Source organism: Rhizobium sp. BK060 (genome assembly GCF_014193145.1).
Lineage (GTDB): Bacteria > Pseudomonadota > Alphaproteobacteria > Rhizobiales > Rhizobiaceae > Rhizobium.
The window spans coordinates 22,680-34,786 of the sequence record NZ_JACHYW010000046.1 but is presented as its reverse complement, the minus strand read 5'-3'; the positions used below and the strand labels follow the sequence as shown (position 1 = coordinate 34,786).

The following is a 12,107-nucleotide window of genomic DNA, read 5'->3' as shown; positions in this document are numbered from 1 at the left end:
ATCACGACTGGTCCCCTCGATATAGCCTGACATTGCCACCTCCGATCGACGAAGATGATTCTATATCAGAATCAAGTTTTTACACAGCCTCGGCCGAAGGCAGACGATCCGCCTCGGCGGCATCGCACCAATTGCGGTCATTGCAGTAAACAACTTATCCTGTATCGTCGCAGATATTCGGAGAAAGTGTCGCTCTCATCCATGCCTTCGGTACCTTTGCCATTTGTAATATCGCTTCTTCTTTGCCTGATCCTCGTCAGGATGATGCGGCAGGCAGAACACAAGCTCGGGCTGTTTCCTTTACTCATTGCTATGTTTGCCGCTCAGGCGATGCTGTCGGGGTTGAATTGGAACGTGGGCTGGTATCCGGCCCACCTTGTTCAGCCGGTCGTGGCGGCACTTCTCCCAGCTCTGTGTTTTGTCGCTTTCGATCAGCTACGCCGCAATAGGCCTGCAACCTACGCTGATATACTGCCGCACCTGGTTCCCGCGATCCTCGTTGCCATTCTTGTCGCACTGTGGCGTGCTCCAATTGATGTCGTCCTTTTTGCCACATACCTCGGCTACGGCCTTGGGCTTCTAAAGATTGCCAAAGAGGGACCGGAGGCCCTATCTGCGGTACGAATTGCCGACGAGTGGACTGCTCATAAGGCGCTCATCGCGATAGCTGTTGTGCTAGTCGTTACGTCTTTCATCGACGCTATTGTGTCGATTGATTTTCTCTTGGGCGACGGCGAGCAAGGCCGAACGGTTCTTACCATTGCAAGCGTTTTGTGGCTGGCCATTGCTGGTTACGCCGCCACGGTCGCGGATAATGCCCGTCCCGGTGATGAGGGGGATGCCCTTTCGGAGGATTTCGACCATTCCCCATCCGAACAGCGGGTACCTTCGGATGTTACGGAAGATAAAGCGATAGCAAATCACATCGATACGTTGATGCGGGAGCAGCATCTTTATCGTGACCCAGACCTGACGCTACAGCGTCTCGCAAGGCGCTCAGGTATTCCTGCACGCCAGATTTCCGGTGCTTTGAACAGAACCTACGGTCGGAACGTCTCCCAGGTGGTGAACGAATATCGAGTGAGCGATGCCAAGCAGCGGCTGGTGACGACACGCGATCAGATAACGGCAATCATGCTGGAGTCGGGGTTTGGCACAAAGTCGAATTTTAATCGGGAATTTCTTCGGGTCACGGGCATGACTCCGAGCCGTTATCGGAGTGCTGGCGGGGAGAATTCCGCCGCGCTTGGTCTGCCCACAAACGCTTCTATTCAGTAGCCCCGCGCAAGTTCAACGCCGATGCACGATATGTCCTAAATCATGATCTTGGACGTTCGAGATCGTGATCTTGGGCGCATCGCTCTTCAATCCGCGACAAGTTCCGACATAACCCACGGCTATGAGGAGCTTCGAGGAAAATGTTGATCAAAATTGCTGCAATGTTCTGCGCCAGCGTCCTTTCAATGGCGCTAGCGCAGCGCTCAACCGCAGAAAGTGCATTCGTCGGTGTACGGCAGACCACAGCGCCCTCCAAGGAGCGAGGCACTGACCTTCCCGTGATCGTTTGGTATCCGGCGGATGCGGGCGGCAAACTAGTCACGCTCGGCGAAAGTCAGTTCTTTTACGGAACGGACGCCAGGCTCGATGCCCCTATCGCGCACGGAAGATACCCTTTGATTTTGCTATCTCATGGCGCTGGTTTGGGGGGAACTCCCCAAGCGATGAGCTGGATTGCAACGCCCTTGGCAAAGCAAGGGTTCATCGTGGCAGCCCCTGTTCATTTCGGGAACGGAGGGGCTACCAGGTCAGCAGCCGAAACGATGAAGCTTTGGCTAAGGCCTGCGGATATCAGCGCAACGCTCGACGCTTTGGAAAAGCAAACGCTCTTCGAAGATCACCTTGAGCCCGGAAGGACCGGTGTGCTTGGGCTTTCGATGGGCGGGAATACAGCCTTGGCCTTGGCTGGTGGCCGTATCGATCCAATTCGTCTGGCGAGCTACTGTGACAACGAGGCTCTCAATCCTTCGCTTTGCGGATGGGTAAAGCAAAGTAGTGTTGACCTTCATGTCATGGACATGAGACTTGCTGATCGCGACAATCGGGACAAGCGGATTGAGTTTGCTATGGTGATCGACCCCGCACCGGTAGACGTTTTTCAGACGGGACCATTTTCTAAGGTTTCCATCCCTGTCGAGATCGTAAACCTTGGCCAACCTGGCGCGATCCCCCAGACCTTACTCGCTTCGGGAATCGCAAGAGCCATTCCGGGGGGCATGTATTCGACGCTACAGAATGCAAGCCATTATAGCATGTTCGGAGTGTGCAAGCCGGGTGTGTCAGAGATAGCCAAATCCGAAGACATCGACGAGCCCATTTGCTCCGACGTCGATGGGCACTCGCGCCTCGAAATCCATAGAGAGTTAATCAACATGGTCATTGAGGCTTTCGATCAGAGGCTCAAAACGGAGCGATAGCGCACGATTTCATTGCTGCCCGTCCCGAATGCGGATTGACCGATTGGGCTGGCAGCGGTCTCGACCGATGACCGATCTGCGCCCGCCACAAGCGGACGTTGCCTCAGGTGCGAAGGCTGCTCTCACGCATCAGCCAATAAGGGGACAAAATGCTTCATCATGCCTCGTTCGGCGTCTCAAACATTCAAAAGTCGTCCCGCTTCTATGATGCAGTCTTTCTTGCGTTGGGGTATTCAAGAGTCTGGGAAGATTTGACACCCGGACATACCGATCAAGCTATTGGCTACGGACCGACGGGGGCCGGAGATAAGTTCGCTATTAAGCTTCGTGCTGCTGCCGCGATTCCTGGTGGTCCCGGGCATCACTTGGCCTTTGCCGCACCAAGTCGAGAAGCGGTCATAGCATTCCATCTCGCTGCACTGGCGCACGGCGGTGTGGATAATGGAGCACCAGGTCTTCGACCACATTACGGTCCCCATTACTATGCGGCCTTCGTCATCGATCCAGATGGAAACCATATCGAGGCTGTGCAAATCCCCGTCGTGATGACCGCAATGGGCCGCCGCAAGCGGCCATGGCAGGAAAGCGCCCGATAGCAGACACCGTCCCGCCTGTCTTGTTGATCAGGTGGCAGCGAGGCGTCCAATTCACCTTACTCGCGGCTCTCACTCGCTGCGATAGTTAATCAACGTAACCGCATCGAGCGCTTCTTCAACAAGCTCAAACAGTTCCGCCGCGTCGCAACACGCTATGACAAATTGCTCGCAAACTTCATGGGCTTCGTCAAACTCGCCGCGATCGCCATATGGCTCAAATAATTGAATCGTCACTACGTCCTAGACGCAATATTATAATTTCGTAATATTATCACTTAAATCTTCAAATCTATTGGCAGTGCAGCTTCATTCATTGGACACGGGGGATTCGATGATGAAACTTACGAGTGCGGTTGTGGGCGCCGCTTATTTCGGTTTGACGCTAGTGCCTTCCACCATCTTGCAGGCGGCCGATTTGACCCCGCTCGCGCCGGCCCCTGCCGCAGTTCAGACGGCGTCGGGATGGACGTTCAACGTCACCCCGTATTTCTGGCTCGCCGGAATTTCGGGTGACGTCGGCCACGGCAGACTGCCGTCTGTCCATGTAGACGCGGATTTCAGCGATCTCTTCGACCATCTCGACTTCGCCGCAATGGTGACGGGCGAGGCCAGATATAATCGCTACAGCATCTTCGGCGATGTGCTCTACACGAAGTTTTCCCTCAACGCGGCGACGCCGAGAGGCATCGTGGCCAGCGACGTTAACGTCTCCGCGAAATCCTTTGCCGGGCTGATCGGCGTCGGCTATGCGCTGATTGACGATCCGAACGGTCAGCTGGATATTGTCGCAGGTGCGCGGCTCTGGTCTGTCGACACGAGCCTTTCCCTCAACGGCGGCTTTTTGGGCGGGTTCGAAAGAGGGGTTACCAAGACCTGGGTCGACGCCATGGCGGGGCTCCGAGGAAATTATTTCTTCACGCCGCACGTCTTTGGGACAGGCTGGGGCCTGATCGGCGGCGGCGGCGCCAAGGTCGATTGGGATGTTGGCGCCGGTCTTGGCTACAAGTTCAACGACACTATTTCCGCGGTCGCCGGCTATCGCGCCCTTGGCGTCGACTACGACAGGGACAACTTCCTCTTCGATGTCGTGGAGCAGGGTCCCATCTTGGGATTGACGGTTCATTTCTAGCGGCGTCGAGGCGGTGACCTGCCACTGAAACCAACGCAGTGTTTCGGTAGAAATTGCCTAGTTGCGGCAGATTCGGTGGCTCGCTGATACAAGTATCAACTTAGCTTCTCAAAATGCGGGAGGAAATCATGTCAACAACACGTCGAGAATTCATTCAGACGCTTCCCGCCGCTGGTGCGGCGTTTGCTCTTGCAGGCAGTTTGATTGCAGACGAAGGGTCCGTATGGGCCCAACAGATTGACCCTGACGAGAGACATTTTGCTGCGAAGGGTAAACCTCCATCGAAGTTCACATTGGAAATACTCAAACAAGCGAAAAGCACGCTGCCATTCGCCGATCGACGTGATTTCGAGGAGCAGAAGAAGGGGCTCATCGCTCCCATGCAAGACCTCAGGATCATGGCAGATGCCGGTCACGTCGCGTGGGACATGGCGCGATTTCAGTTTCTGGATTCAAAGGATGAATTCGAAACCATTCACCCTTCGCTGCATCGACAGTCGAAATTGAACAACAACTACGGTCTATACGAACTCATTGCGGGCCATATCTACCAGGTTCGCGGTCTCGACCTGGCCAATATGACGCTTGTCCGCGGCAAAACCGGCTGGATCGTGTTTGACACGATGCTAAGCGCTGAAACGGCGCGCGCCGCGTGGAAGCTCTTCCAGGAGCACGTTGGCGGCGGGTTACCCGTTTCCGCGGTCATTTTTTCCCACACGCATGGCGATCATTGGGGGGGCGTGCGCGGCATCGTCGACGAAGCGGGTGTGAAGGCCGGAAAGATTCCTATCATCGCTCCGGTCGATTTTCTGGAATACACGGTTTCCGAAAACGTGTTCGCCGGCAATGCGATGAACCGCCGGATATTCTATCAATACGGACTGCTGTTGCCTGCCAGTCCTTATGGCTTTGTCGGACAGGGTCTCGGCCAGGGTACGTCGGCGGGCTCCGTCGGCTTGATTGCACCGACGAAGTTGGTCGAAAAAGACTTCGAGGAGTTTGATGTCGATGGCGTCCGCATGGTGTTCCAAAACACGCCAGACACCGAAGCGCCCACGGAAATGAACACGTATATCCCTGATCTGAAGGCACTGTGGATGGCCGAGAATGTGACGGCAACACTGCACAACATCTACACGCTGCGTGGGGCTCAAATCCGCGATCCGTTGAACTGGTCCAAACACATCGCCCAAGCCCTTTACCGATTCGGCCTCGAAGCCGAGGTCATGTTCGCCTCGCATCACTGGCCGCGCTGGGGTAACGATCGGATTCAGGAGGTCCTGCGCGCTCAGCGCGATCTTTATGCCCACATGAACAATCAGGTTCTGCACTTTGCCAATCAAGGTGTGACGATCAATGAAATTCACAACGTCTATGCGTTGCCGAAGAGCTTACAGAGCAAATGGTTTTGCCGCGGGTATCACGGCTCTCCGCAACATAACAGCCGCGGTGTCATCCAACGCTATCTCGGATTCTGGGATTGCAATCCGGCAACCCTCATTCCCCTGTCGCCAAAGGACTCCGCGCCGCTCTACGTTGAAATGATGGGCGGCCCCGACAAGATCATTGCTCGTGGCCGCCAGCTTTACGCCGACGGTCGCTATCTGCATGCGCAAGAAATCGTCAACAAGCTGGTGCAAGCGGAGCCGAAAAATCAGGCCGCAAAGGATCTATTGGCCGATATTTTCGAACAACTGGGCTATCAGCAGGAAAACCCGGGCCTTCGCAACAGCTTCCTCAATGGCGCCTATGAACTGCGAACCGGGATTCCGGAGGGCAATGCCGCCAAGTCCAGCGGTCCGGACGTCATTCGAGCCATGTCGACGGAGCTATTCCTCGACTTCCTTGGTATCCGGATGGACAGCCGCAAGGCCGAAGGATTGCGGCTTACGATCAACCTGATTACCCCGGACAACGGAGAAAAGTTCCTGGTCGAACTCGAAAATGCGACGCTCACCAATATCAAGGGTTTTCTTGCCAAAAATCCCGATCTGACGCTTACGATTGACCGTTCCGATCTCGAACAGGTGATGCTCGGCAAGAAAACGCTCGATGCCCAGATCGCGGACGGGATCGCAAAAGTCGACGGTGACCCGGGCGTGCTGCGGAAACTGGCGGCAACGATCGTGGAGTTTAACCCACGCTTTGAGATCATGCCCGGCACTGAGCCGGGTCCTGAACTTGCACAAGTTGATCCGTATGAGGCCGTTCCGCGGCAAACCATCGCAGAATAGCGGTGCAAAGGCACGTTTTCTCTAATCGGCACGTCTGCGTTTGATGCTGTAGACGGCTCCTCCACCGGCGCATGAACGCCACGGATGTGGGTGCTGTGAGGGCCTCCACGATTTGGAAAAAAGGGCGCCTGAGTCGGGGCTACGGCGACGTGGTAGCTTGACCCTGCGGCTGGCGCCAGAGACGCTTGCCCTGTGGATTGCTCCACGCCGGACGACGCGTGGTGGCCAGCACCGTTATTCCGATCTGGCAATCGAGACCACTTTGACGCTGGGCCTGGTGTTTGGGTTGCGGCTGCGCCAGGCAGAAGGCTTGCTGGATTCGGTGCTGCAATTGATGGGGCTTGCACTCGCTGTCCCCGATCATACCACCCTGAACCGTCGGGCACGGACCTGGCAATCCCCCAACAAACGACATGATAGCCAGCTTCCGCCGGACGGCCCAGTGCATGTTCTGGTGGACAGCACCGGCCTCCAGGTTTTCGGCGCGGGCCAGTGGCTGGCGGAGAAGCATGGCGCCAGATCCCGCCGTGGGTGGCGCAAGCTGCACCTGGCGCGGGATGCCGATAGCGGCGAGATCATCGCCCACACGATGACCGATCAAGACATGGGTGACGCCTCACAGGTGGAGCCTTTGCTCGACCAGATCGATCGTCCTATCGGACGGTTCACCGCCGACGGCGCATATGACGGAGCCCCCTATTTACGACACCGTTACCAATCACAGCGCTGATGCTGCCATCGTCATCCCGCCACGCTCCAACGCGGTCGAACCACTCGGCGATCGATCTCCCGGACAAAGGGACCAGCATATCGCCGAAATCAGCAGAGACGGCCGGATGACATGGCAGGTCTCCAGCGGCTACGGCAAACGCGCGTTGAGCGAGACCGCCATCGGGTGATACAAATCCATGATCGGGCGGCGTCTGCGGGTCCGATCGTTCCAGGCTCAGCTGACGGAAGTCACCATCGGTTGCGACGTCCTCAATCGAATGCTTGCCTGCGCACGCCCGAAATCCATCCGCCGCAATCGACCGACCACATAAACAGAGCATCAAAGATCGAGATCCGCTCAAGTCCTGATCCATGCACCAACGTCGAAAGGCGGCGGTCCGCCGGAGCAGGCGCTGAAGTTCTTCGAGCAGCTCTACCGGATTGACGGCCAGGCGCGCAAAAAGCCGGATAAGGGCGAAATGCAAGCCGATTGCATTCGCCGTTTCCGGCAGCAACATAGCGTTCCCATCCTCAATACTCTCAAGGCATGGCTTGACGACATCGCGCCGAAGGTCTTGCCCGATAGCAAGATCGGCAACGCCGTGTCCTACACCCTGAACCAGTGGGAGTACCTGACGCGCTACACAGAAGATGGCAGGGGTCGCGTCAACGCGCATGGAAATGAGCGCTTACGCTGCGATCACCAGCTTTTCCTTTGCACCGGAACCCGAGCGCCCGATCGTATCCACCGCGAACGAGAATTCGCGCGGGCTTTGCGTCGACCGTCGCCAGTGTCGTACGCACCGCCAATTCGATCTCCTCGGCGTGCATCGATATCGCAGCCGGGGAATAGCGAGATCGTGATTTCGAGACCATCGGCCAATTGGGCGAACTGGAACTGTCGTACACCTTCTGTGCCGGTTAGCGGTGACCGCAGTCGATGAGCGTGGACGTCGACCGTGCCGCCTCCACACTTCTCGAACCGCATCGGGGTGCGTGAGGGAACATTTGTCTAACTGAGAAGACGCTCTTCGATGCGCCTGCTGCTGAAACTCCAACTTCTTCAAAAAAAATGCCGTCACCTGCTCCGCAGTGCCGGTCGCTTGGCAGAAAGAAGTTCACCGGGGATTGGGTGCTTAGAGCGTCCTCTCCATGAAAATCGTGATGGGCTTCAAGCTTTGGGGAACGGCTCGGAAATGGCCACTGCGCTTGAAACCAAAGCCTTCGTACAGAGCTATGGCATCACTCATAAACGTGACAGTTTCCAACCTCACACTTGCGTATCCATCATCGCGCATTCTATCTAGGCAGGCGGTCATCAGGCCCTTCGCAACGCCTCTGCCTCTCGCCTCGGGGCGAACGTACATTTTCTGTAGTTCGGCGATACCGTCGTCTGACTTCGAATAGCCAGCGCACCCGGCAAGATATTTATCGACGCTGGCTAAGAAGAACCCCGCGCCGCGTTGTCTGAACTTTTCCATTAAAGTCTCTATGGTGTGTCCGTAGATGTAATCCATCAATACAACATCTGGCACTCGGAACTTGCGTGACTCTTCGGCGTCCCATTTGCCCATGGCCTTGATGAGCGCATGTGCCGCTTCGAAGTCAGACAAAGAAACAATTGCTCGGACTTCCATGAAGCACCCCCAAAGGTAGCAAATGCCTGGTGACAATTGCTACCTTATAGCGCAGAATCGCTGAACTGTCTTGCGACGTGTCGCAAGCGCGGGCATTAGGGCGGCAGAGTTCCGGCGCAATGAACCGAACATATGGCAGCAACATCTCTGAGATTGTAAACAAGTACCGGGTCAGCGATGCCAAGCGGCGGCCGATCACGACACGCGATCCGGGGACAGTCACCATGTTGGAATCAGGTTTTGGAACGAAGCCGAACTCCAATCGAAAGTTCTTACGCACCACAGGCATGACCTCGGGCAGAACCAGCTTGCCCTGCCGCGCCATCGTCCGGCAAGCGGACAGGTGATTGGCCTTCAATCCATAACGGTCTGCTACCTCATTCACCGTCACGCCGGGTCGCAAGCTCTCCGAAACGATCTGCGCTTTGACCTCATCCGGCCCTGCCGGCGAACCTCAACGCCCGTTCTTCGCGGTCGTGAGAACCTCCAACGTACTCTCCATGGAGAAACTCCCTTTGCTCGTCCATGGAAAGCCGATCACAGATCAAGGCGGACAGGACAACGTGGGAGCAAGACACCCGGTTGCCGCTCTTCGCCATTTTAGGAGAACCTGTGCTCCTTGCCTTTGAACGGTGAGGCGAACAGCGTTTCGCCCACCGAAATCGAACGATCGCCTTCCGTACGTACGACAAGCGACGGGAGTTCCGGTAAGTCAAGATGGACAACCGTGTCCGCGCCCAGCCTTTCAATGTGCCGCACGACGCCGCGCCACTTTCCATCCGTCGTGGAAAGCGAAATGTGCTCCGGACGGATGCCATAGGTCTTGCAGCTCTCACGTTTGGCCACCTCTCCCTCGAAGAGGTTCATCTTGGGCGAGCCGATGAAGCCTGCGACGAACGGCGTGGCCGGATTGTTGTAGAGCGCCATTGGTGTTCCGACTTGCTCGATCGTTCCGCCGTTGAGCACGACAATCTTGTCGGCCATGGTCATCGCCTCGACCTGATCGTGCGTTACATAGATCATCGTTGCGCCAAGTTTGGCGTGCAGCTCAGTCAGCTCGATACGCATCTGTGCTCGCAATGAAGCGTCGAGGTTCGACAAGGGCTCATCGAACAAGAAGACCTTTGGATTGCGGATGATGGCGCGACCGATTGCGACGCGCTGCCGTTGTCCGCCCGAAAGCGCCTTGGGCTTTCGATCCAACAGATGGGAAAGCTGAAGAATGTCGGCGGTCTGCTTGACCTTTTCCGCGATCTCAGCCTTGGGCCGTTTGGCAAGCGACAGGCCGAAGCCGATATTTTCCGCCACGGTCAGATGAGGATAAAGGGCATAGGACTGGAAGACCATGGCGATGCCGCGCTGGGAGGGTTCGGCATCGGTAACGTCCTTGCCGTCGATGAACACCTTTCCCGAGCTCGACGTCTCAAGTCCTGAAATGATCCTCAGCAAAGTCGATTTTCCGCAACCTGAAGGACCGACGAAGACGCAGAATTCCCCCGCCTCGATCGTAAGATCGACGCCCTTCATCACATCAAGGCTACCGAAGCTCTTGCGGACATTGTCAAGCACAACGCTGGTCATTGCCTATCCTTTCACTGCGCCGGCGGTCATGCCCGCCACGATCTGCCGGTTGAAGAACACAAAAACGATGAGGGGCGGAATGGTCACCAGCAGGATGTTCATGAACAGGAGGTTGAATTGGGTCTGGAACTGCCCCTGGAAATTATAGAGGGTGAGCTGTACCGTTACGTTTTCCCGGCCCGGCAGGTAGTACAGCGGATTCGTGAAGTCGTTGAAGATGGCGATGGACTGCACGACGATGACGGTGACGGTCACCGGCTTCAATAGCGGGAGGACGACCCGGAAAAAAATCTGGAGCGGTTTGGCGCCGTCAATGATCGCCGCTTCATCGAGATCGCGCGGTATCGTCGCGATGAAGCTCCTAAAGAGTAGCACCGTAAATGCGAGACCATAGGCGACCTGGATCAGGATCATACCTGAGATCGACTTGAAAAGGCCAAGCGACTGCAGCACCCAGATGGTTGGCACGACTGCGGGCGGGATCATCAGCCCCGCTAGAACGCAACCATAGATCACCGTATTCCAACGCGAGGGGCGGCGTTGCAGAACGTATCCCACCATTGCACCGAACAGCACGAGAAGCGTGACCGCAACCACCGTGATAACGGTTGAATTGAAGTAAGCCAGCAGCAGCATGTAGTTGCGGGCCTGGAGCACCTCGATGAAGTTTTCCCAGAGGCGCCACTCAACAGGCAGGCTGAACCTCAACGACGCCGCGTCCTGCTTTGTCTTGGCGGCTGTAATGAAGATGAACAGGAAGGGGAGGACGAAGACCACGCCCGAAGCGGCAAGTGCTACGACACCCGTGTAAAGTTGGCGACGCCTCACAGATCCACCTCTTTGCGATTGAACCAAGCTGTGAGGGGCAAAACGATCAGCCCGATAAGAACGAACAAGATGACGTTTCCGGCCGTCGACAGCCCATAGAAGCCCGCCTGGTACTGCTTGTAGATGACGCTCGCCAGAACATCTGAGGAAAAGCCAGGTCCGCCGCGGGTCATTGCCCAGATCAGATCGAAGCTGCGCAGGCCGCCGATCAGCGATAGCGTCACGACCGTAACCGTTGCGGGCTTCACCAATGGGATGGTCACGCGGAAGAACATCTGACGGCCGGTGGCGCCATCGATTCTGGCCGCCTCATAGTAGTCCGGACTGATGGATGCGAGCCCGGCTATGTAGATGACCGTGGCGAGCCCTATGCCTTTCCAGAGATCGACGAAGACGATGGAATAGAGCGCCAGTGCCGGATCCGTCAGCCAGCCCGGACCATGAATGCCCACGGCAGCAAGCGCCACATTGATAAGACCCCGGGTGGGGTGCATGAGCATGGAAAAGGTGATGCCGACGCCGATGGTCGACACAAGAACTGGAAAGAAAATGACTGTGCGCAGGAAGCCCTGTGCCCACAGACCCGATGTCAACAGCACTGCCAGAAGCAAGCCGAGTACGGTCTTGGCGCCTGATGTCAGCACCGCGTAGATGACGGTATTGACGAGGCCCTGGACCAGGAACGGTTCACGGAAAAACTGCCGGTAGTTGTCCAGACCAATGAACTGCGTGGTGAAGAGGTCCCACCGGGTGAGGCTGAACCAGAAAGAGGCAATCGTCGGCGCCAGAAAAAGGACGGTGAAAATCACCGCCGCTGGCAGGACGAACCAGTAGGGGTAAGGCGATCTGCGCGTAACCATGGGGGCTCCTTGAGCACCCCACCCGGACGAGCACCGGGTGGGGATCGGCTGGGAGGT

General features: G+C 56.6%; 10 protein-coding genes and 3 pseudogenes. 8 read left to right on the top strand and 5 right to left on the bottom strand.

Annotated elements, in window-relative coordinates; translation table 11 throughout:
- Window positions 1-186 precede the first annotated feature (186 nt).
- The 8 genes and pseudogenes from FHT71_RS30275 to FHT71_RS32060 all read left to right on the top strand — a co-directional run.
- Complete coding sequence (locus FHT71_RS30275; RefSeq protein WP_245505542.1) at window positions 187-1,278, top strand: AraC family transcriptional regulator; 1,092 nt, start codon at window positions 187-189, stop codon at window positions 1,276-1,278.
- A 140-nt stretch (window positions 1,279-1,418) separates the two neighbouring features.
- Window positions 1,419-2,474, top strand: coding sequence for a dienelactone hydrolase (locus FHT71_RS30270; protein WP_132593623.1), 1,056 nt, complete (start codon window positions 1,419-1,421; stop codon window positions 2,472-2,474).
- Between the two features lie 149 nt (window positions 2,475-2,623).
- On the top strand, window positions 2,624-3,070 hold the full coding sequence (locus tag FHT71_RS30265; RefSeq protein ID WP_132593625.1) for a VOC family protein: 447 nt from the start codon (window positions 2,624-2,626) through the stop codon (window positions 3,068-3,070).
- 90 nt (window positions 3,071-3,160) lie between these two features.
- Window positions 3,161-3,292: pseudogene (locus tag FHT71_RS30260) on the top strand (transposase); the annotation flags it as partial.
- A gap of 112 nt (window positions 3,293-3,404) precedes the next feature.
- Window positions 3,405-4,199 carry a hypothetical protein gene (locus FHT71_RS30255; RefSeq protein ID WP_132593729.1) on the top strand — a complete coding sequence of 265 codons (795 nt, stop codon included), beginning with the start codon at window positions 3,405-3,407 and terminating at the stop codon, window positions 4,197-4,199.
- Window positions 4,200-4,327: 128 nt separating this feature from the next.
- A complete protein-coding gene (locus FHT71_RS30250; RefSeq protein ID WP_132593627.1) occupies window positions 4,328-6,433 on the top strand; it encodes an alkyl sulfatase dimerization domain-containing protein in 2,106 nt (701 codons plus the stop codon).
- A 112-nt stretch (window positions 6,434-6,545) separates the two neighbouring features.
- Window positions 6,546-7,476: pseudogene (locus FHT71_RS30245) on the top strand (IS5 family transposase).
- A gap of 63 nt (window positions 7,477-7,539) precedes the next feature.
- Window positions 7,540-8,088: pseudogene (locus tag FHT71_RS32060) on the top strand (transposase); the annotation flags it as partial.
- Between the two features lie 192 nt (window positions 8,089-8,280).
- Here the strand turns inward: FHT71_RS32060 and FHT71_RS30235 are convergent.
- From FHT71_RS30235 to FHT71_RS30215, 5 genes are all read right to left on the bottom strand, one after another.
- Complete coding sequence (locus FHT71_RS30235; RefSeq protein ID WP_183723175.1) at window positions 8,281-8,781, bottom strand: GNAT family N-acetyltransferase; 501 nt, start codon at window positions 8,779-8,781, stop codon at window positions 8,281-8,283.
- Window positions 8,750-9,172 carry a hypothetical protein gene (locus tag FHT71_RS32055; protein WP_348649329.1) on the bottom strand — a complete coding sequence of 141 codons (423 nt, stop codon included), beginning with the start codon at window positions 9,170-9,172 and terminating at the stop codon, window positions 8,750-8,752. Before FHT71_RS32055 ends, FHT71_RS30235 begins: the two co-directional genes overlap by 32 nt.
- A 209-nt stretch (window positions 9,173-9,381) precedes the next feature.
- A complete protein-coding gene (locus tag FHT71_RS30225; protein ID WP_132593631.1) occupies window positions 9,382-10,362 on the bottom strand; it encodes an ABC transporter ATP-binding protein in 981 nt (326 codons plus the stop codon).
- Window positions 10,363-10,365: 3 nt separating this feature from the next.
- On the bottom strand, window positions 10,366-11,190 hold the full coding sequence (locus tag FHT71_RS30220; RefSeq protein WP_132593633.1) for a carbohydrate ABC transporter permease: 825 nt from the start codon (window positions 11,188-11,190) through the stop codon (window positions 10,366-10,368).
- The gene (locus FHT71_RS30215; protein WP_132593635.1) at window positions 11,187-12,050 is read right to left on the bottom strand and encodes a sugar ABC transporter permease; all 864 of its coding nucleotides are present in this window, start codon (window positions 12,048-12,050) and stop codon (window positions 11,187-11,189) included. Before FHT71_RS30215 ends, FHT71_RS30220 begins: the two co-directional genes overlap by 4 nt.
- Window positions 12,051-12,107 lie beyond the last annotated feature (57 nt).

Excerpts from the sequence above, each read along its gene's own strand:
- FHT71_RS30270 (WP_132593623.1), top strand. The coding sequence starts at position 1,419 with ATGTTGATCAAAATTGCTGCAATGTTCTGCGCCAGCGTCCTTTCAATG.
- FHT71_RS30265 (WP_132593625.1), top strand. The coding sequence starts at position 2,624 with ATGCTTCATCATGCCTCGTTCGGCGTCTCAAACATTCAAAAGTCGTCC.
- FHT71_RS30255 (WP_132593729.1), top strand. The coding sequence starts at position 3,405 with ATGAAACTTACGAGTGCGGTTGTGGGCGCCGCTTATTTCGGTTTGACG.
- FHT71_RS30250 (WP_132593627.1), top strand. The coding sequence starts at position 4,328 with ATGTCAACAACACGTCGAGAATTCATTCAGACGCTTCCCGCCGCTGGT.
- FHT71_RS30235 (WP_183723175.1), bottom strand. The coding sequence starts at position 8,781 with ATGGAAGTCCGAGCAATTGTTTCTTTGTCTGACTTCGAAGCGGCACAT.
- FHT71_RS30225 (WP_132593631.1), bottom strand. The coding sequence starts at position 10,362 with ATGACCAGCGTTGTGCTTGACAATGTCCGCAAGAGCTTCGGTAGCCTT.
- FHT71_RS30215 (WP_132593635.1), bottom strand. The coding sequence starts at position 12,050 with ATGGTTACGCGCAGATCGCCTTACCCCTACTGGTTCGTCCTGCCAGCG.